This window comes from Hoylesella enoeca JCM 12259, assembly GCF_000613405.1.
Taxonomy (GTDB): Bacteria; Bacteroidota; Bacteroidia; order Bacteroidales; family Bacteroidaceae; genus Prevotella; species Prevotella enoeca.
The window spans coordinates 60,744-81,064 of sequence record NZ_BAIX01000006.1; the positions used below are offsets into that span (position 1 = coordinate 60,744).

Annotated in this window: 15 protein-coding genes, 1 tRNA gene and 2 pseudogenes; 6 read left to right on the top strand and 12 right to left on the bottom strand. The window is 48.1% G+C overall.

Features of this window, described 5'->3' with window-relative positions; all coding sequences use genetic code 11:
- Positions 1-167 precede the first annotated feature (167 nt).
- The 10 genes and pseudogenes from JCM12259_RS03535 to JCM12259_RS03580 form a co-directional block, all read right to left on the bottom strand.
- Positions 168-1,556: an MATE family efflux transporter gene (locus JCM12259_RS03535; protein WP_025065437.1), complete on the bottom strand. Its 1,389-nt coding sequence runs from the start codon at positions 1,554-1,556 to the stop codon at positions 168-170.
- On the bottom strand, positions 1,557-3,734 hold the full coding sequence (gene recQ / locus JCM12259_RS03540) for a DNA helicase RecQ (RefSeq protein ID WP_025065438.1): 2,178 nt from the start codon (positions 3,732-3,734) through the stop codon (positions 1,557-1,559). It abuts the gene before it with no gap.
- Between the two features lie 164 nt (positions 3,735-3,898).
- The gene (gene clpX, locus JCM12259_RS03545; RefSeq protein ID WP_025065439.1) at positions 3,899-5,140 is read right to left on the bottom strand and encodes an ATP-dependent Clp protease ATP-binding subunit ClpX; all 1,242 of its coding nucleotides are present in this window, start codon (positions 5,138-5,140) and stop codon (positions 3,899-3,901) included.
- Between the two features lie 3 nt (positions 5,141-5,143).
- Complete coding sequence (gene clpP / locus JCM12259_RS03550) at positions 5,144-5,809, bottom strand: ATP-dependent Clp endopeptidase proteolytic subunit ClpP (protein ID WP_025065440.1); 666 nt, start codon at positions 5,807-5,809, stop codon at positions 5,144-5,146.
- Between the two features lie 417 nt (positions 5,810-6,226).
- Positions 6,227-7,582 (bottom strand): trigger factor, encoded by a 1,356-nt coding sequence (gene tig, locus JCM12259_RS03555; RefSeq protein ID WP_025065441.1) that lies wholly within the window; start codon positions 7,580-7,582, stop codon positions 6,227-6,229.
- A 243-nt stretch (positions 7,583-7,825) separates the two neighbouring features.
- Positions 7,826-7,913: transfer RNA gene (locus JCM12259_RS03560), tRNA-Ser, on the bottom strand.
- A 103-nt stretch (positions 7,914-8,016) separates the two neighbouring features.
- Positions 8,017-8,810 (bottom strand): annotated as a pseudogene (locus JCM12259_RS13640) (TatD family hydrolase).
- Complete coding sequence (locus JCM12259_RS03570) at positions 8,811-9,509, bottom strand: BAR domain-containing protein (RefSeq protein WP_025065442.1); 699 nt, start codon at positions 9,507-9,509, stop codon at positions 8,811-8,813.
- Between the two features lie 4 nt (positions 9,510-9,513).
- Complete coding sequence (locus tag JCM12259_RS03575; RefSeq protein ID WP_025065443.1) at positions 9,514-10,488, bottom strand: polyprenyl synthetase family protein; 975 nt, start codon at positions 10,486-10,488, stop codon at positions 9,514-9,516.
- Between the two features lie 12 nt (positions 10,489-10,500).
- The gene (locus JCM12259_RS03580) at positions 10,501-11,211 is read right to left on the bottom strand and encodes an energy transducer TonB (RefSeq protein WP_025065444.1); all 711 of its coding nucleotides are present in this window, start codon (positions 11,209-11,211) and stop codon (positions 10,501-10,503) included.
- 127 nt (positions 11,212-11,338) lie between these two features.
- On the opposite strand from JCM12259_RS03580, the gene porQ reads away from it, so the two are divergent.
- From porQ to dacB, 4 genes are all read left to right on the top strand, one after another.
- Positions 11,339-12,283: a type IX secretion system protein PorQ gene (porQ, locus tag JCM12259_RS03585; RefSeq protein ID WP_025065445.1), complete on the top strand. Its 945-nt coding sequence runs from the start codon at positions 11,339-11,341 to the stop codon at positions 12,281-12,283.
- A gap of 5 nt (positions 12,284-12,288) precedes the next feature.
- Positions 12,289-12,981 (top strand): (d)CMP kinase, encoded by a 693-nt coding sequence (gene cmk / locus JCM12259_RS03590; RefSeq protein ID WP_025065446.1) that lies wholly within the window; start codon positions 12,289-12,291, stop codon positions 12,979-12,981.
- A gap of 103 nt (positions 12,982-13,084) precedes the next feature.
- Entirely contained in the window at positions 13,085-13,486 is a 402-nt protein-coding gene (locus JCM12259_RS03595) for a PH domain-containing protein (protein WP_025065447.1), read from the top strand.
- Positions 13,483-14,739 carry a D-alanyl-D-alanine carboxypeptidase/D-alanyl-D-alanine endopeptidase gene (gene dacB, locus JCM12259_RS03600; protein WP_025065448.1) on the top strand — a complete coding sequence of 419 codons (1,257 nt, stop codon included), beginning with the start codon at positions 13,483-13,485 and terminating at the stop codon, positions 14,737-14,739. Before JCM12259_RS03595 ends, dacB begins: the two co-directional genes overlap by 4 nt.
- A 115-nt stretch (positions 14,740-14,854) precedes the next feature.
- Here dacB and rpsO read toward each other — a convergent pair whose 3' ends face one another.
- On the bottom strand, positions 14,855-15,124 hold the full coding sequence (rpsO, locus tag JCM12259_RS03605) for a 30S ribosomal protein S15 (protein WP_021582939.1): 270 nt from the start codon (positions 15,122-15,124) through the stop codon (positions 14,855-14,857).
- 194 nt (positions 15,125-15,318) lie between these two features.
- Between rpsO and typA the strand changes: the two genes are divergently transcribed.
- Both typA and JCM12259_RS03615 read left to right on the top strand, forming a co-directional pair.
- The gene (gene typA, locus JCM12259_RS03610) at positions 15,319-17,127 is read left to right on the top strand and encodes a translational GTPase TypA (protein WP_025065449.1); all 1,809 of its coding nucleotides are present in this window, start codon (positions 15,319-15,321) and stop codon (positions 17,125-17,127) included.
- Positions 17,124-17,864 carry a porin family protein gene (locus JCM12259_RS03615; protein WP_148299564.1) on the top strand — a complete coding sequence of 247 codons (741 nt, stop codon included), beginning with the start codon at positions 17,124-17,126 and terminating at the stop codon, positions 17,862-17,864. The genes typA and JCM12259_RS03615 overlap by 4 nt, the downstream gene beginning before the upstream one ends.
- Before the next feature lie 336 nt (positions 17,865-18,200).
- On the opposite strand, the pseudogene JCM12259_RS13645 reads toward JCM12259_RS03615, so the two are convergent.
- Positions 18,201-20,113: pseudogene (locus tag JCM12259_RS13645) on the bottom strand (heavy metal translocating P-type ATPase).
- Positions 20,114-20,321: the final 208 nt, after the last annotated feature.

Genomic DNA, 20,321 nt, shown 5'->3' on the forward strand with positions numbered 1-20,321 from the left:
ACGCTGGTGCAGCAATCCTCACTGCACGGTTTGGCTTTATCGATTGACCAAACAACTCACTGTTAGTCGCTTTCCCACCAAGCGTTCGTCGCAGCGCAATTCATGCTTAATTGCAGGGCGATGGACGCTTAATTGTTTCTGCCCTTACACTTTACCGCAAATCAATATCATGCTGAGACAAGGCGCCCCATCCATTTGCCGCGGAACAATCGGATCAAGAAAAGCGTACCGCGGAGCGTGAGTTCCACAGCCATTGCAAACCACACGCCACGCAATCCGTAGGTGGGTGCAAGGGCAGCAGCCCATGTCAGTCGGACAAGCCACATGCTACCGAGATTGATCAAAGCCGGACGCAGCGTGTCGCCGGCACCCACGCACACGCAATACGTAACGATGGCGGCACCAAACATCGGTTCGGCAAAGGCTTCGATACGCAAAGCATCGGTGCCCAAAAGGCGGATTTCTTCCACAGGTGTGAGCAATCCGATCATCTCAGGAGCAAAAACATACATCACAATGCCCATCAGCGTCATCACAAGCATAGCCAAAAAGACGGTCATCCGAGCAAAACTGCGACACAGATCGTTTCTTCCCGCACCGTTGCTCTGCCCCACCAGCGTGGTGGCTGCATCACCAATGCCATAGCCCGGCATGTAACAGAGACTCTCGGCAGTGATGGCAAACGTGTTGGCTGCAATAGCAATGTTGCCCAACGGAGCAACAATCGCTGTGCTGACAATCTGTGCACCGCCCATCAGAATTGATTGCACGGCCATCGGGAGGGCGATTTTGAAAGCATTACGGATGTAATTTCCCACCCAGAAAAACTTCTCACCCACTCGTCGCAATGATAATATCCGATCGCGGAAAATGGCAAAATAGGCTTCGATCGAGGCTGCCAAGACAAAGGCTAAGGCTGTTCCGAGTGCTGCACCGGGCACACCGAGCCCGCAAACAAAAATGAAGAGATAATTAAACAGCACGTCAAACACGCACATAATTACGCTGACAATACTCGGAATACGCATATTGCCCGAACATTTCAGCATTGATGCGGAGAGACTCGATAGTTGAAAAAACGGTACGGCGAGTGCAATGATCAGGAAATAAAGCGATGCTTCGCGGGCAATATCAGCTCCGCCGCCAAGCCAATAAGGCAACGGCCGGGCCACGGCAACGGCTAACAACATGATCAACAAGCTGAGAACAGAGGTCGCAATGAGTCCGTGACGAAACACTTGACGCGCTTTTACAAAGTCGTTTGCACCAATAAAATTGGCCACTTGCACCGAGAATCCCATTGAGGCAGCCGTCGTGATACCCCCGAATAGCCATGTGGACGATTCCACCAAACCGATGGCAGCCGAAGAACGGGCCCCCAATCGACCCACCATTGCTGCATCAATGTAAAACATCAACACATTGGTGATTTGAGCGAGAATAGACGGAATACTCAGTCCGACAATCAAACTGAGTTTCTCCCGACGTGTCATCGGTCGCCCCTCACGTATCAATGTCAGCAGCGCATCGCTGTTTTTGAGTTGCAGGAAAGACATTTAGTTTGCCATTTCAGACAAGAATTTGATGCGCACCAATCGCACTTCATCTTCCGTATAATCGCCCCCCAACTCTTTCATGGCCGTATTGATGTTGTCGGTTACACTCTCGTGGAAATAATCGTAAATGTCACCCACACGCTCATCATCCATCACTTCATCGAGAAAATAATCGATATTGAGTTTCGTTCCACTGTAAACAATGGCTTCGATTTCCGTAAGCAAATCACTGAAATCAATGTTTTGAGCATTCGCAATCTCATCTAACGGAATCTGACGATCAATACTTTGGATGATCTTTACTTTGAGCATGCTCTTCTTGGCGACTGTTCTCACGCGCAATTCTTCGGGTCTTTCGATGTCGTTTTGCTTGCAATGCTGCCCGATCAGTTTACAAAACTCAATGCCGTAACGTTTCGCTTTGCCGGCGCCTACACCTTGAATATTCTGCAATTCCTGTATTGTGACCGGATACATCGTGGCCATTTGCTCGAGCGAAATATCCTGGAAGATCACATAGGGAGGCACATTTAACTTGGCAGCCATGCGTTTTCGCAAATCGCGCAACATCGCATAGAGTTCCTGATCGAGTGCAGCTGCAGCCGAATCATGGTTTTCCTCATCGTAATCACTCTTGAAATTCTTGTCCTCCACAATCATAAAGGACACAGGATGCTTAATAAATCGTTTGCCGGCAGCGGTAAGTTTGAGCAGTCCATAGTTCTCGACATCCTTCTTCAAATAGCCGGCGATGATGGCTTGACGTATGACCGGATTCCAGATCTTATCGTTTTCGTCTTCTCCACTACCGAATTCGTCCAACTCATTGTGCTTATGCGACACGATATCATCGGTTCCGCGCCCTTTCACAAAGTCGATAATATAATCTGTGCGGAAGTTTTCCTTAACGGCTTTGACGGCCTTGAGCACGATGAGCAGTGCTTTCTGGGTTTCTTTTTTCTCCTTGGGATGAAGACAATTATCACAGTTATGGCAGTTGTTTTCATCATACTCCTCACCAAAATAATGCAGCAACATCTTGCGCCGACACACAGATGACTCGGCATAAGCTGCCGTTTCTTGGAGCAACTGACGGCCGATGTCTTGTTCGGCAACGGGTTTTCCGTCCATGATTTTCTCCAACTTGCGAATATCTTTATTCGAATAAAACGTGATGCAAAGTCCTTCTCCGCCATCGCGACCAGCTCGACCGGTCTCCTGATAATAACCTTCGAGACTCTTGGGGATGTCGTAATGGATGACGAAACGCACATCGGGCTTATCGATTCCCATGCCAAATGCAATCGTGGCCACGATCACATCGAGACGTTCCATCAAGAAATCGTCTTGTGTTTGAGAGCGAGTGGCACTGTCAAGACCTGCGTGATAAGGTGCCGCTTTGATGTCGTTGGCTTGCAGGATAGCTGCCAACTCTTCCACTTTTTTGCGTGCCAGACAGTAGATAATACCGCTTTTGCCGGCATGTTGACGAATAAACATGATGATTTGGCGGTCGATATCATTGGTTTTCGGACGCACTTCGTAATACAGATTGGGGCGATTAAACGAGCTTTTAAATTCTTGTGCATCGGCGATTCCAAGACTTTTCTTGATGTCGGAACGCACTTTGTCGGTGGCCGTAGCCGTGAGTGCGATAACGGGAGCAGCACCGATCTTATTGATTGTGGGCCGAATGTTGCGATATTCAGGTCTGAAATCGTGCCCCCATTCTGATATGCAATGCGCTTCATCGATGGCATAGAACGAGATTTTGACCGTTCGCAAGAATTCCACATTCTCTTCTTTGCTCAGCGATTCGGGTGCCACATAAAGCAGTTTGGTTTTGCCCGCCCGCACATCGTTCATCACCTGCGTGATGGCTGCCTTGTTGAGAGATGAGTTCAGATAGTGCGCAATACAGCCGTCTTCGCTGATTCCGTTGATGACATCCACCTGGTTTTTCATCAACGCGATGAGCGGCGAAATGACAATGGCCGTCCCCTCCATGATGAGCGAGGGCAACTGATAACACAAACTCTTGCCGCCGCCTGTCGGCATCAACACAAACGTGTCGTTTCCGGCCAACAGATTGCGGATGATGGCTTCCTGATCGCCTTTGAATTTATCAAAGCCGAAATAATGTTTAAGTTCTTTTGTCAGATTAACTTTCATTGTCATAGTCGGTAAGCAGTATTTTTGCGAATCGCGTTTAACGGCTTTTCGCCTTACGATTAACGGTTAAACGGCGTGTGATTAGCAGTTAAACGGAACGCATTTAACGGTTTTTCAGAACAGATCTCCATTCACCTCCCATTGCAAAGAGGCAAATGGAGATCTGTGATTCATGCAGATTCTAATTTTTGTAAATGTGCTTTGTCGAGTTGAGCCACGGCATAATCGCGGGTCACCTCGAATGTTTTGACGCGTTTGGAAGGAATTTCAAACATCGCATCCATCATCACAGCTTCGACGATCGAGCGCAATCCGCGGGCGCCGAGCTTATATTCCATCGCCTTGTCGACGATATAGTCGAGGGCTTCTTGGGCAAAAGTGAGTGTGATCCCATCCATTTCGAAGAGCTTGATATATTGCTTCACGATCGAGTTCTTGGGTTCGCTGAGAATCCGACGCAATGCTTCGCGATCGAGAGGATTAAGATATGTGAGAACGGGTAGACGCCCGATAATCTCCGGAATCAAGCCGAACGATTTGAGATCTTGCGGCAGAATGTATTGCATCAGGTCGTTTTTATCGATATTACGCACATTCTGCACGGAGTTATAACCCACGACATGCGTGTTGAGTCGCTGTGCAATCTTGCGCTCGATACCATCGAACGCACCGCCGCAAATAAAGAGTATATTCTTCGTATCAACGTGGATATAGTCTTGATCGGGATGTTTCCGCCCGCCTTTCGGCGGTACATTGACCATCGTTCCTTCCAAAAGTTTGAGCAATCCTTGCTGAACACCCTCGCCACTTACATCTCGCGTAATGCTGGGATTATCACTTTTCCGGGCGATTTTGTCGATCTCGTCGATGAAAACGATACCTCGTTCGGCCGCAGGTACGTCATAATTGGCTACCTGCAACAAACGACTCAGGATGCTTTCGACATCTTCTCCCACGTAACCGGCTTCTGTAAAGACCGTCGCATCGACAATGGTGAACGGTACATCAAGCATCTTTGCAATCGTACGGGCAAGCAAAGTCTTACCCGTACCGGTGCTTCCCACCATAATAATATTGCTCTTCTCGATCTCCACTCCTGTGTCATCCTTGGGCTGTTGCAGCCGTTTGTAGTGATTATAAACGGCTACCGAGAGGAAGCGTTTAGCCTCATCCTGACCGATAATGTATTGATCGAGATACTTCTTAATCTCTTTCGGCTTTGGAACTTTCTTCACTTTGAATCCTGTATCGGCTGCGTGCTCCTCCTCGTCGGTATCAAGCACGCCGGCCGATTGCGCAATCTGGTAAGCCTGTTGTGCACAATTCTCGCAGATAAAACCGTTCATTCCGGTTATCAACAATCTCACTTCGTCTTCGCCTCTGCCACAGAAGCTACACACTTTCTTAGCCATTCGCTATTTCTTCTTGGTGTAAACGGTGTCGATCATACCATATTCTTTGGCCTCATCGGCAGTCATCCAGTAGTTGCGATCACTGTCTTTCCATACCTTTTCATACGGAGTGTGGGAGTGTTCAGATATGATCGTGTAGAGTTCTTTCTTGAATTTCTGAATCTCTTTGGCCTCGATCTCGATGTCGGAAGCCTGTCCCTGCACACCACCCAACGGTTGGTGAATCATCACCCGACTATGGGTGAGGGCCGAGCGTTTACCTTCTTGGCCTGCAACGAGCAGCACGGCAGCCATTGAAGCAGCCATACCTGTACAGATCGTAGCCACATCGCTGGCAATAAATTGCATCGTATCATAGATGCCGAGGCCCGCAGTGACACTTCCGCCAGGGCTATTGATGTAGATGGAAATATCTTTGCCGGCATCAACAGAGTCCAAATAGAGCAACTGTGCCTGTAAAGTGTTGGCCGTGTAATCATCAATCTCTGTACCGAGGAAGATGATTCGGTCCATCATCAAGCGCGAGAATACGTCCATCTGCGTGACGTTGAGCTGACGCTCTTCAAGAATATAGGGGTTGAGATACTGTGCCTGCGACTTGATCACATCATCGAGCACCATACTGTTTATACCCAAATGTCGGGTGGCATACTTTCTAAAATCGTTCATTCAAATTTTCCTTTCGATGTAAGACATGAGAGATAGGCACCTCTCTTTGACTTGTTGTAGGAACAAAGTTACACAAAAAAGTCGATAACCATTCTTTTCGATTCGTTTATTTTTCATAAAAAAGAGGATGACACGATATCATTTACTAAGCGATGACATCGGAAACGCTCTGCAAATAACCGTTAACGGGGCTGCAAGTAAGCCCTTTTCACACGCTGATTAACCGTCTTTCGCACGCTGACTAAGCGTTAATCATCGTTCTTGCAATGCTCATCTCTTATACGAAACAACAAAAAAGACGAGCGAACAAAGGCTTTCGCCTCGTCCGCTCGTCGACCTATATAGTTACCTATTGAGCCTATTTGTCAGTTTGTCAACGCGTCGACTTCGTTTGTTTGTCAACTTGTTAACTTCTTCTTATTCGCTCATCAATTTATTGAAATCATCGAGCGAGATTTCTTTCTCATTGAGTTTCACCACCGTTTTGAGTGCTTGCGTGAGCTTACGATCGATAGAACGGTCTACGAGTCCATCAGTATTCTCACGCTTCTTCAACATTTCGTCGGCGTAATTGCTGATATATTCATCGGGCACATTATTCATTCCGTATTGCGCAAACTGTGCACGAGCAGCCTCTTTGGCCGTTTCACGAATATCGTCGTCATTCACTTTGATACCCGTTGCAGCCACAAGCTGTTCCTTGATAAGATGCCAAGTGAGTTCTTTCAAGCTTTGCTCGTAATTCTTCTCAACAAATTCTTCACCGCGTTCTTTATTATTACGTAGCATAACTCGCTTCAAGAGCGCATCCGGATAGGTGAGTTTGCCCACCTTTTTCTCTGCATATTTACGGACGTCTTGAATGAATTTGTAGTCGCTGTCGACCTCAAGCTGCCCCTTCAAACCGCCTGCAATCATCTCGCGGAACTCTTTCTCGCTCTTCACTGCGTCCTTACCGTAAACGCTGTCAAAGAGTTCTTGGTTGATCTCCGCTTTCTTGAAGCGACGGATTTCGGTAATTTGATAACTGAAATCAGCCGTCACATGCTCGGCCTCTTCTTTCTTAATGTTTAGCAACGAAGCGATTTCCACATTGCTTTTGGGATATGCTTGTTTCGGGTTGAACGTAATAATGTCGCCCAATTTGGCACCATCGAAACGTTTCTTTTGATCCTCTACCTTGATATTATCAGGCATCATCACAGCTCCTTCGACCGTAATGCCGCCCTCTTTGGTATTGCCTTGCTCATCGAGTTCGCGTAGATCGCCTTTCAACATGTCACGATCCTCATAACTCTTGGCATTCTCATAATTGCCGGCACGCGATGCAAACATATCTACTTGCTGGTCGATGAGTTTGTCGTCGACCGTGATTTTATAATAATCTATCTTGTCTTTGTCGGTCAATTCGATCTTAAATTCAGGCGCAACAGCCACGTCAAACTTGAACGTGTAGGGCGGTTCTTTCTCCAAATCCTGCGCTTCCTGACTATCCGAAGGCAGTGGTTCGCCCAGCATCTGAATCTTATTCTCTTGCAGATACTTATAGATTTGTTCGCCAACCAACTTGTTGATAGCATCCATTTTGGCAGAAGTGCCGAATTGTTTCTTGATCAGTCCCATCGGAACCATACCCGGACGGAAGCCCGGAATATTAGCTTTCTTGCGATAATCTTTCAATGTTTTGTCGACAGTTTCTTGATAATCAGCCTCTTCAACAGTCAAAGTGAGCAGGCCGTTCAGCTTGTCGGGGTTTTCAAATGAGATCTTCATTTCTGATGTCTTAGTTTATATTCGATACGATATTATTGTTTTTAAATGAGTTGCAAAAGTAATTATATTTTACGGAAAGACCTAATTTAATATACAAAAAAGTGTTTCTTGCACATCGCTTGCAAGTGAAATGTTGGATGATTGGCCCTTCGCACAACCATGCAACAGGCTTCATTCGCCATTCTTCAATAAAAAAATCCTCCGCTGATTTTGAACATCAACGGAGGATTTCATCGACTTTTGCGGAAAGAGGGGGATTCGAACCCCCGAATCGGTTTCGCCGATTACACGCTTTCCAGGCGTGCCTCTTCAGCCACTCGAGCACCTTTCCTTTTTCAATTGCGTTGCAAAATTAAAGCTTTTATCTTGATTCTCAGCATGAATTGATGGAAAATTCGATGTAAACAGCGATTTTCTGTAAATTCCGAGAACTGCTATACACCGAAAATGCGCTGCACATTGGCTGTCGTCTGACGAGCCACTTCTTCTTCGGAGATGGCGAAACATGCTGCCAATCGCTGCAAAACATATTTCACAAAGGCGCTTTCGTTACGTTTTCCGCGCATCGGAACAGGTGCCATATACGGCGAATCGGTTTCCAAAACGAGTCGAGACAATGGCAAATGAGGCAAGACTTCGGCAGATGACTGCTTTTGAAGGTGAGCACACCGCCTATTCCGAGAGCGAAACGATCAAAAGCCAGCAACTCGGCAGCTTCTTTTTCGTTGCCCGTAAAGCAATGGAACACGCCGCCGGGCAGGTTTTCGGCATAGCGTTTGAGGATGTGTATCATCTCGTTTTGCCCTTTACGGCAATGAATGGAAAGCGGAAGTCGGGTCTCAACCGACCATTTCACTTGCTCCTCGAACGCCTCTAATTGCTCTTGTTGAAACTCCCGACTCCAATAAAAGTCTAATCCCACCTCGCCCACAGCGATATATCGGATGTCTTTTCCGGGGTCAGTGAGGTTGCGATCCAGTTGGTGACGCATTTCCGCCAACACTTCGCGGAAATCAGCTTTCACCTCTTCGGGATGCAAACCGATCATCGGATAGGCATAACCGGGATAGGAGCGACAGACTCTTTGAATGGATTCGACCGACGAGAGATCAATGGCGGGCAAAAAGACTTTGCTTACCCCGACAGCCTGCGCACGCTCGATGACTTGCGGAAGATCGTCTCTGAATTCCTCGCCATCAAGATGTGTGTGTGTATCTACGTATTTCATTCAATACAAATGTTCCTCGTGTCGCCTGTAATAATAAACCACTCCGAACTTGCGACACGCTTCGAATCTCACTTCCGGAGGTTCGTTTTCGAAATGTTTTTCTATCTGATTCCACAAATCCAACAGTATTTCATCCACCTCCGGACGTAGTTTCTGAATGTCTTCCAAGGCTTTTTGCGTGCGACTTTGCAGTATCTTCTGCTGTTCATAAATGTTTTTGAAGATGTCCCAATGCGTAGACACCATTCCGATTGTGGGATTATAGATCGGTCGTCCACCTTTTTTGAGTCGTGCTTTCTCTCCTTCCAACACGCTCTTTCCCCATTCTATGAGGCCGTCTGTGGTTTTGAAGTTGGGCAATGACGTGGCGTCATGGGGCAATCCGTAAAGAGTGAGATGCTGACGTTTGATTTCTCCACGCTCGACAGCCATCAACAACACCTGCAAAAAGTGACTTACGTAGATCGAAGCCTTGTGTTGGAGTTTGTCAAAACGACTTGATGAGCGCGTTTGAGCCTGCAAACACACGCGATATTGTTCACAGGCTGTGAGCAATCGGTCGTAAGCGGGTTGGGCGCGATTGAGTGTTTGCCAATCGATAAAGCGATTACGAACCGTATAGACTTCATTGTTGTCGAGCAAAGTCTTTAATGCTTTCAGTCTTGCAGCATCTGTTTTGGGCAGTCGTCTGTATGGCATGGGCTCAATATTGACGGTTCATCATTCGCGAAGTATAGGCGATCAATTCCTGTTTGCGCGTCTCGGGCACGTCAAGTGCAGCCAAATAGTTGCGGCTTCGATCATAGAAATAAGAGATTTTGTCCGTCGCCAGCAGGTCGACTCCGATCTCATTATATAATGAAGTGACAGCAGCGATCTTCTCTTGGGCATCAAAATGCGGCATCGCAAGCCATTGTTCCAACTCGGCGCGTTGCTTAGCTGAGGCCCGGTTCAGGGCATTGATCAGCATATAAGTCTTTTTGTTGGAAACGATGTCGCCGCCGATGGCTTTGCCGAAAACCTGCGTATCGCCGTAAACATCTAAGAAGTCGTCTTGCAACTGAAAGGCAAGTCCGATCTGTTCGCCGAATTGATACAGTGTGTCCGCATCTTTCTCGGGCGCTCCCGAGAGGATGGCGCCTGTCTTTAAAGCACATGCCAGCAACACACTTGTCTTCAAACGAATCATCTCGATATATTCATCTTCGGTGACATCGTTGCGGTTTTCGAAGTCCATATCATATTGTTGGCCCTCTCCTATTTCCAAAGCTGTTTCAGTGAAGAGGTCGAGCACGGGTTTGAGTTTATCTGGATCGCATTGCGCAATGCGTTGATACGCCAGCACTAACATCGTATCTCCGCTCAGAATGGCAGTGTTATCGTTCCATCGTTTGTGCACCGTCTGATGTCCGCGACGCAATTCTGCGCGATCCATCAGGTCGTCGTGCAACAGCGTATAGTTATGATAGGTTTCCAACCCGCAGGCTGTCGGAAGAATGGTTTCGGGATCATCGCGATACAAATTATAGGCCAGCAACATCAGTACAGGTCTGATTCGTTTGCCGCCCATCGATAAAACGTATTTGATCGGTGCATAAAGCGTGTCCGGCTGACGGTCATATGCGAGTCCGTCGATATATTCGTTCACCTTTGTCAATATTTCATCGGCTGTCAACATGTCTTCTCTTATCTATAATTTAAACACCACCGGCACGGCAAACATCGTTCGACAGGGTTTGTTGTTTTGAATGCCCGGCTTCCATTTGGGCATCATTCGGATCACGCGGAGCGCCTCACGGTCGAGCAAAGGATCGACGGATCGAGCCAGCTTCACCTCTGCAATACTGCCATCTGTATTGATAATAAACGACACCACCACCTTTCCTTCGATACGTTGTTGATGTGCATAGGGAGGATAATGCAGATTCTTGGTGAGCCATTTCATCAATTCCACCATCCCGCCGGGGAACTCCGGCAATGCTTCTACAATGCGGACATCGTTCGGACCGTGCTCTTCCACCGGTGTTTGGGGTAGTGCCTGCGTGACATTTGCATCCGAAACCTGTCCGTCTCCATCGCCCACCATCAGCGGATTGCTGTTGGGCGACACTTTCTCGGGATTGTTTTCGGCTTTGTCCACGGCCTTGATTTTATCCGTGATGGCCTGCGATGCAAGGCTCGGAGACACGGCCGCAATCATATCCCGAGGGTCTGTGGCGGGGCGCATCACGATGTCTTGGGCCATATCGTCAAGCTCGTTACCGACAGATTCGGCATCGCCATTACGACTGTTGAATTCGAATCCCACGAACAACAACGATAAAACGAGAATCAATCCCAGCAGAAATCCCGTGCTGCGACTGCTCTCCAAATCGGCCTTTTCAGACTTTTTACGCTCCAATTCTTATCCTTTCGGGGGCGGGCCACATCCATCCGGATAGGCCAAAGACCCGTTATCGAATTTGATGCAAATATAGTATAGATATTTGGAAAAAGCCGTATCTTTGCCGAGAAAATAGTAAAAACAGATGAAAAAAGTTGTTTTCACCTTTCTTTTTGCGGTCATTTTGCTACCGATACAGGCTCAGACGAGTCGAGAAATTTACCATTTTTTGCGGCTTCCGATAAGTGCTCACGCTGCGGCTTTGGGTGGAGACAACATCACACTCATTGAAGACAATGCGCCGTTGATGTTCAATAATCCTGCACTTCTCGGTTCGGTGAGTGATAAAACGCTCAATCTCAATTATATGAATTATATGAGCGGCGTGAACTATGGCAGTGCATCGTTTACCCGAATCATCCGAGATGCAGCCACGATTGCCGCCGGCGTGCAGTTTATCAACTACGGACGGATGCGCCAGACAGACGAAAACGGCGTGCAGATAGGCGAATTCTCGGCCAATGAGATTGCTTTTTCAGGGGTGTTTTCTTATGAATTGTCCGAGCGTTTGATCGGAGGCATCACCGCAAAAGTGATCACTTCGTATTTCGGCAACTACAATTCGCTGGCGATGGGTGTCGACTTAGGTGTCAATTATTATGATCCCGACCATCAATGGTCGGTTTCGGCCGTGGCCAAAAACCTTGGTGGACAGCTGAAAGCCTATAACGAGGACTATGAGCGCATGCCGATTGATGTGCAATTCGGTGTCAGCAAGCGTTTCGAAGATATGCCGTTGCGTTTTTCTGCTACACTTGTAGATCTCAATCATTGGCATTATGCTTTCGTGAATCATGTCACTGCGGGCGTGGATGTGTTGCTCTCGGAGCGCATCTACGTTGCGGCGGGCTACAACTTTCGGCGAGCACGCGAAATGAAAATAGCCGACGGCGACGGCAATAGCAGTCACGGCGCCGGTCTTTCGCTTGGAACCGGACTGCAATTAGAACGTTTCAAGCTGCATATTGCTTACGGGAAATATCATGTTTCCTCGTCTTCTCTCATCATGAATGTATCATATAGTCTTTAAACAGGATGAAAAAAATAACGATAGCCATCGACGGTTATTCGTCGTGCGGTAAGAGTACGATGGCTAAAAACTTAGCGCGCGAGATCGGATATATTTATATCGACACAGGCGCCATGTATCGCGCAGTTACGCTCTATGCGTTGAGGCGCGGCCAAATCACCGTTAATCGCACGGTGAAAAGCATTGAGTTGGAACGCGAAATGCCGTTAATCACCGTCTCATTCACCATTAATCGCGAGACGGGGCAGCCCGACACGCTTCTCAACGGAGAGAATGTGGAGCAACAGATCCGCACGATGGAGGTTTCCAACAATGTCAGCCAGATAGCTGCCTTGCCTTTTGTGCGTGAAGCGTTGGTGGCTCAACAGCAACGCATGGGAGCCAACAAAAGTGTTGTGATGGACGGACGCGACATCGGCACTGTGGTCTTTCCCGATGCCGAACTTAAAATATTCGTCACGGCCAGTGCCGAAGTGCGTGCACAACGACGCTTTGATGAATTGAAAGCCAAGGGCATTTCGGCTGACTATTCCGATATTCTGAAAAACGTGCAAGAGCGTGATTACATCGACAGTCATCGCGAAGTGAGTCCGCTCCGAAAGGCTTCCGATGCCATCGAACTCGATAACAGCCAGCTCACCATCGACCAACAGCAAGCATGGTTGCTACAACAGTATCAGCGGGCAGCCGCAGAATAGTGAGACGTCGACACCCAAACGTCGGAAGTATGCGTTAATTAAACTCATAAAAACTTACCAACCGGTGCACTTACGGATAAAAAAGCGTACTTTTGCAAGCGTTATGGAGAGAATCTTTCATCAGCAATTCACGATGGCGAATAAGTGTAGCATAACACTGTTTTCATTGCTTGCATGTTATCTTTTTTGGCATAAGGCGGCACTGCCAGGCATGTTTGTGGCCGTGATTGTGGTGTTGATGATCGAGCGAATGATCCACACCACATATACCTTTACAGCTTCAGACCGTGGCGAAGTGCTGCGAATCAATCGTGGAAGATTCTCAAAACCAATGACGATTGCCGTTGACGAAATCATTCGATGTACTCGAATGAAAACCGCTTTCGGCTTGTCGCATTATCTGTTGATCGAATACGGTGCGCGACGGATAATGAGTGTCACTCCCGACAACAGCGAGGCTTTTATCGCCGAACTAAAAAAGAGACAGGAGCAAAACGAGAAATGAAGAAATATTTGGGGTTGCTCTTTTTGATTTTCACGTTGCCTGCGGCGGCGCAAATCGAAGAAGAGACAACAGAAGACAGTCGGTCGGAAATCGTTGCAGACTCGACGGCCATCGATTCGCTGGTCCGTGACAGCGTGGCCTTACCTTGGCCGCAGTCTGTCCAGCATTATATCGACAGATTGTTACAGGCCGATATGTTCAAGACTTCGCAAGTGGGACTGATGATTTACGACCTCGATGCCGACTCGGCCATCGTTCGCGTCAATGAACGCCAGCTCATGCGGCCCGCTTCGACAATGAAAATCATTACGGCCATTGCTGCAATTGACCGCTTGGGCGGATCTTATCGGTTTAAGACCGAACTGTGCTACACGGGACGAGTGGACAACAATGTATTGGCAGGCGATGTTTATTGCGTGGGCGGTTTTGATCCGCGTTTCAATTCAGACGATCTCAAAGCCTTTGTTGAAAGCTTTCACAAAATGGGCGTAGACACGATTCGCGGTCATATTTTTGCCGATAAAACGATGAAAGATACTGCTTCTTTGGGCGAAGGTTGGTGCTGGGATGACGATAATCCCGTGCTTTCTCCACTGCTGATCGGGCGCAAAGACATTTTTGTCGAACGGTTGATCGATGAGTTACGTGCATCCGGTATCGTGGTCGAAGCAGTCACGGGAGAGGCTCGCAAGCCCCAAGACGCTTATTGCATTGTGTCTCGTTTTCACACGATCGACCAAATTTTGATGCGTATGTTGAAAGAAAGCGACAACCTTTATGCAGAATCCATGTTCTACCAAATCGCTTCTTCCACGGGCAATCGCCCCGCAACGGCCAAGAACGCACGTGCTGTCATTGATCGACTCATCGCCAAAGTGGGGATGGATCCGTCAAGATACAGACTGGCCGACGGTTCGGGACTCTCCTTATATAATTATGTCAGTCCCGAATTAGAAGTGAGGCTCATGCGATATGCCTATCACAACGGCAACATTTACTTGCATCTGCTTCCTGCTTTGCCTGTTGCCGGCAACGATGGAACGCTGAAAAGCAGGATGCGCGGCCCTTTCACCAACGGCAATGTGAAAGCTAAAACCGGCACAGTGATGGGGATTAGTAGTTTGGCGGGCTATTGCACGGCTGCCAACGGACATCGCCTCTGTTTCTCGATCATCAATCAAGGCGTGATGCACGGCCGCAACGGGCGACGTTTCCAAGACCGAGTCTGCGAGGCATTATGCAGTCCGCAGTGAGTATTCGAAATGAAAATAAGAATTAGGAAATACTGAGAAAGGAATTCAAAAGCATAAAAAATCGCCGCAAGTTATCGAAAAACTTACGGCGATTTGCTGTTTTTGCAAATGCGCATTACTTGCGAAGTCCAAGAGCTTTGATAATAGCACGGTAGCGATTGATATCGCGATCGTACAAGTAATCAAGTAAAGCGCGGCGTTTTCCTACCAATTTCGTCAACGAACGGGCGGTAGTATGATCTTTATGATTCCGCTTGAGGTGTTCCGTCAAGTGGGAAATACGGTATGAGAACAATGCTATCTGGCTCTCAGCTGACCCAGTATCAGAGTTAGACTTTCCGTAATTTCCAAAGATCTCTTGTTTTTTTGCCTTGTCTAAATACATAGAGCTTTGTTGTTATTAATTATTATTTTGCTAAAATGCGAGTGCAAAGGTAATACATTTAATTTGTAATTCGTAATTCATAATTCATAATTTGCTTGTTTTTAACATATTAGTCTATGAATTGTGGACCATCAACGAAGCATTGTGAATTAATTTTCGTACTTTTGCATCGTAATTTTTTTTAAGGTATTAAAATGCAAGACATCAGGAATATTGCAATCATCGCCCACGTCGATCACGGTAAAACGACACTTGTGGATAAGATGATGCTCGCCGGAAAGCTTTTCCGTGACGGACAGGATAACAGCGGACAGATATTAGATTCGAACGATTTGGAACGCGAACGAGGCATTACCATTCTTTCCAAAAACGTCTCAATCAATTGGAAAGGTACTAAAATCAACATCATAGATACTCCGGGACACTCTGACTTCGGTGGCGAAGTGGAGCGCGTTCTCAATATGGCCGACGGGTGTATATTGCTTGTCGATGCTTTTGAAGGGCCTATGCCACAGACTCGTTTTGTGTTGCAGAAAGCTTTGCAGATAGGTTTGAAACCGTTGGTAGTAGTTAATAAGGTAGACAAACCTAACTGTCGGCCCGAGGAAGTATATGAAATGGTGTTCGATTTGATGTTTTCACTGAACGCAACAGAAGATCAACTCGACTTTCCGGTAGTCTATGGCTCGGCGAAAAACGGTTGGATGGCCGAAGATTGGAAATCACCTACGGACAATATAAACTATCTTCTCGATAAGATTATCGAAGTAATTCCCGCCCCAAAACACATTGAGGGAACCCCGCAAATGCTTATTACGAGTCTGGATTATTCGAGTTACACGGGCCGGATAGCCGTAGGGCGCGTTCATCGAGGCACTTTGTGCGATGGCATGAACGTCACGATCTGTCATCGAGACGGGTCAATGGAAAAGACAAAAATCAAAGAACTGCACACGTTTGAAGGCATGGGACACGCCAAAACAGAGCAAGTTGCCAGCGGAGATATCTGTGCCGTCATCGGATTAGAGCGTTTTGAGATCGGCGATACCATCTGCGACTTCGACAATCCGGAGCCGTTGCCACCCATTGCAATCGATGAACCCACGATGAGTATGCTCTTCACGATCAACGACTCACCGTTTTTCGGCAAGGAAGGCAAGTTCTGCACGAGCCGACACATCAACGAACGTTTGCAGAAAGAGCTTGAAAAGAATCTCGCTTTGCGTGTGCGCCCGTTTGAAGACAGCACAGACAGCTGGATTGTCAGCGGTCGTGGCGTGCTCCATCTGTCTGTTTTAATCGAGACGATGCGCCGAGAAGGCTATGAATTGCAGGTTGGTCAGCCACAGGTTATTTATAAAGAGATTGATGGTACACGTTGCGAGCCCATCGAAGAACTTACAATCAATGTGCCCGAAGAGTTTTCGAGCAAGATGATCGATATGGTGACACGTCGCAAAGGAGAGATGATTTCGATGGAAAGTCAAGGCGAGCGTGTGAATATTGAGTTCGACATACCCTCGCGTGGTATTATAGGCTTGCGCACGAATGTGCTCACAGCCAGTCAGGGTGAGGCTATTATGGCGCACCGATTCAAAGAATATCAACCCTATAAAGGTGAAATTACGCGTCGTGTCAACGGCTCAATGATTGCTTTGGAAACCGGAACGGCTTACGCTTATTCTATCGATAAGCTCCAGGATCGCGGTAAATTCTTTATCGATCCGGGTGAAGAAGTCTATGCAGGGCAGGTTGTCGGTGAGCACGTTCACGACAACGACCTTGTGATTAATGTAACGAAGGCCAAGCAGCTAACCAATGTTCGGGCATCGGGCAGTGATGAGAAGGCCCGCGTGATACCCAAAACCGTGATGAGTTTAGAGGAGTGTCTCGAATACATTAAGGCCGATGAGTATGTCGAGGTGACGCCGAAGAGTATGCGAATGCGTAAGATTCTCCTCGATCATCTTGAACGGAAGCGTGCCAATAAAGGGAATGAGTGAACATATCAACAAGTGAAGGAGGAACAGACCGAATGATCAAGAAACTGCTTATAGCGCTGATCCTTTTAGCAGGAGGTCATATAGCCAACGCTCAGGGAGCTTTGGGCCGAATCTCAATCATACCGAAACTCGGTGTGAGTGTGGCCAACACGACCGATACAAAAGTGGCAACGGGCCACGACGGTAAGTCAATTGCCTCCCGATATAGCGGCGGACTGGCAGCGGGTTTCGATATAGAATACACCGTTTCGAGACAAATCGGCATCGCGTTGGGAGCCTATTATGCAACGGAAGGCAGCAAATTTCCCGATTTGGAGGTGTTTCAGAGCGATTCGAAATCAACAGGTTATCACAATTGGCACACCGATTTGCATTATATCAACGTGCCACTGGTCGGCAACTATTATCTGCTTCCCGGTTTGGCCATCAAGACCGGCATTCAAACGAGCTTTTTGGCAGATGCCAAAGAGAAATCGGAACGCACGGCAATCACCACGGATCGGCTCGGCGCTAAGCAATATGGCAGCACCGAACAGCATAAAACAGCATTGCGAGACAAACTTCGTCGCGTCGATTTTTCTATTCCGGTCGGCTTTTCTTACGAGTATATGAATGTGATTCTCGACATTCGTTACAACATCGGTTTGACCAATATCTACACCGGAGAACTCTCAGACACCAGACATTCTAAGAACCGTTTCCTCACCTTCACAGCCGGTTACCGTTTCGGTTTGTAATTGACGAGGCACGGTCTCACCCTCAACCCCTCTTCCAAAAGGAGAGGGGTATTTTTATGTTGATATCCAATTGATTTTCAAACACACATAAAACCATTTGCAATTCACCGTTAATTGCCCGTTGTTTAATGATTAATCACGCAGCAATTAACCATGAGTTGTCGTACCATTCATCAGTAATGGGAACGCAGCCTCATCTTGTGATGGGTGATGTGAACATGTTTTCAACAATCGTTACATGACATGCAATCATGCAATGCCCACTCTTTCTCCACTCTTGGAAGAGAGGCTGAGACAAAGCAATTCTCTTTCCAACGAGAGAGCAAAGGATGAAACTTATCTCAATCGCAGACTGTTGAGCACCACACTCACACTGGAAAAGGCCATCAATGCACTCGCCCACATCGGCGTTATTTGGAAATCGACGCCGAAAATATACAACACGCCGGCAGCCAACGGGATGCAAACGATGTTGTAAATGAATGCCCAAAAGAGATTTTCGTAGATCATCCGCACGGTCCTCCGGCTCAATCGGATGACCGACGGAATCTTTCGCAGATCGTCGCTCATCAGTGTTACCTGTGCAACATCCATGGCCACGTCGGTGCCTCGACCCATTGCGATACTCACATCGGCCAAAGCCAGCGCCTGGGTATCGTTGATTCCGTCGCCGACCATTGCCACTCGTTTGCCCGACTGCTGCAAACGGCGCACCAAATCCTCCTTATCCTGCGGCAAAACTTGGCTGCGATATTGCGCGATTCCGGCTTGTTCGGCCCAGAATCGAGCCGCTTCTTCCTTGTCACCACTCATCATATAGACCTCCACACCATGCCGCTGCAAATCTTCCATAGCCTCGCGGGCATGCGGTTTGAGCGTTTCGCGCACTTCAAGAGGCAGACTGTCGGCTTTCGTAAAATCGATATTCTGATTGGCAATGGTGAGCGTTCCGGTCTTGTCGATCACCATTGCATCGACCGATCGCAGACTCTCCAACGCCGTGGCATCCTTAATCAAAATATTGTTTTGCGCCGCTTTGCCAATGCCCACCATCAGAGCCGTGGGCGTGGCAAGCCCCATCGCACAGGGACAGGCGATGACCAGCACGGCAACGGCCGACAAAACGGCGTGTGGAAGCGCTGCATGACCGCCGAAAATCCACCACAGCAAGAATGTGAGTAGGGCTATACCGGCCACCGAAGGCACAAAAATGAGCGCCACTTTGTCTACTGTTCGCTGCACGGGAGCTTTCGAACCTTGCGCCTCTTGCACCATTCGAATGATGTGGCAAGCGCCGTGTTCTCGCCGATTTGCTTAGCACGAAATCGGAATTTGCCCTGCGAAACAATCGTGCCGGCCAACACCTGCGACCCATTTTGTTTCAAAGCCGGCGTTGGTTCGCCCGTGATCATACTTTCGTCAACATACGCCCCATCGGCGAGCATAAAACTTTCGGCCTGCGTCACAAGCCCATCCACCGGCACTTTTTCACCCGCCCGCACTTCGAGTAGATCCCCCACAGCGATGGTCGACAGCGGCACATCTTCCACCGCATCGCCAATGACAAGGCGGGCAGTCTTCGGCGACAATCCCATCAACTGTCGGATGCTGCTCGCCGTGCCGTTTTTGGCTTTCTCTTCGAGCAGTCGCCCCGTGAGAACAAACGTGATAATCATCACCGAAGCATCGAAATAGGTGTGCCACTCGATGCCTCGACTTCCCCAGACCGATGCGCCGAAAAAGGTGTTGAACGCACTGAATGCGAACGCAATACCCGTGGAAAGTGCCACGAGCGTATCCATATTGGCCGACCCGTGACGCAGTTGTCGCCATGCAATGACATAAAATTCGCGGCCGCAAAGCAGCAGATTGGCCAGCGCGAGCAGCAGAGCAACTTGGTTGGTGACCGCTTTTGAACCGATGTTGAGCCATCCCATCGAGATCGACATACACAGAGCCGCGAACGACCAAGACAAAATCGTCTTGCGACGGAGCCGCCGAAACGCCGTGCGTTCGATCTCCACGACCGACCGATCATGCTCGATCACGAGGTCATAACCGATTCCGTTGATTTCGCTCTTCATTTGTTCGAGCGAGATTTGTGCGGGATCGTATTCCACCAGAGCGCTGCGCCCGGGCAGACTCACCGTTGCCGACACGACGCCCGGTAGCGTCTGCAGTTTGCGTTCCACATTGGCCGAGCATGCGGCGCATGCCATTCCCACAACAGGTATTGTCTTCTTTTCCATCCCTTATCCCTTTTTAATTCGGTGCAAAGATATCAAATTTTCATTTTTAAGCTTTCGCTCGTGAGCTAAACGTTGTTTTCCTCATTTTTGAGCTTTCGCTCGTGAGCGACGCATTGTTTTTTCTTTTTCGAGCTTTCGCTTGCAAGCGACACGTTGTTTTTCCTTTTTTGGAGCTTTCGCTTATGAGCGACGCGTTGTTTTCCCATTT

Bases quoted from the DNA above. Each gene is read 5' to 3' on its own strand.
- JCM12259_RS03535 (WP_025065437.1), bottom strand. From the start codon at position 1,556: ATGTCTTTCCTGCAACTCAAAAACAGCGATGCGCTGCTGACATTGATA.
- recQ (WP_025065438.1), bottom strand. From the start codon at position 3,734: ATGACAATGAAAGTTAATCTGACAAAAGAACTTAAACATTATTTCGGC.
- clpX (WP_025065439.1), bottom strand. From the start codon at position 5,140: ATGGCTAAGAAAGTGTGTAGCTTCTGTGGCAGAGGCGAAGACGAAGTG.
- clpP (WP_025065440.1), bottom strand. From the start codon at position 5,809: ATGAACGATTTTAGAAAGTATGCCACCCGACATTTGGGTATAAACAGT.
- tig (WP_025065441.1), bottom strand. From the start codon at position 7,582: ATGAAGATCTCATTTGAAAACCCCGACAAGCTGAACGGCCTGCTCACT.
- JCM12259_RS03570 (WP_025065442.1), bottom strand. From the start codon at position 9,509: ATGCCATACAGACGACTGCCCAAAACAGATGCTGCAAGACTGAAAGCA.
- JCM12259_RS03575 (WP_025065443.1), bottom strand. From the start codon at position 10,488: ATGTTGACAGCCGATGAAATATTGACAAAGGTGAACGAATATATCGAC.
- porQ (WP_025065445.1), top strand. From the start codon at position 11,339: ATGAAAAAAGTTGTTTTCACCTTTCTTTTTGCGGTCATTTTGCTACCG.
- cmk (WP_025065446.1), top strand. From the start codon at position 12,289: ATGAAAAAAATAACGATAGCCATCGACGGTTATTCGTCGTGCGGTAAG.
- JCM12259_RS03595 (WP_025065447.1), top strand. From the start codon at position 13,085: ATGGAGAGAATCTTTCATCAGCAATTCACGATGGCGAATAAGTGTAGC.
- dacB (WP_025065448.1), top strand. From the start codon at position 13,483: ATGAAGAAATATTTGGGGTTGCTCTTTTTGATTTTCACGTTGCCTGCG.
- rpsO (WP_021582939.1), bottom strand. From the start codon at position 15,124: ATGTATTTAGACAAGGCAAAAAAACAAGAGATCTTTGGAAATTACGGA.
- typA (WP_025065449.1), top strand. From the start codon at position 15,319: ATGCAAGACATCAGGAATATTGCAATCATCGCCCACGTCGATCACGGT.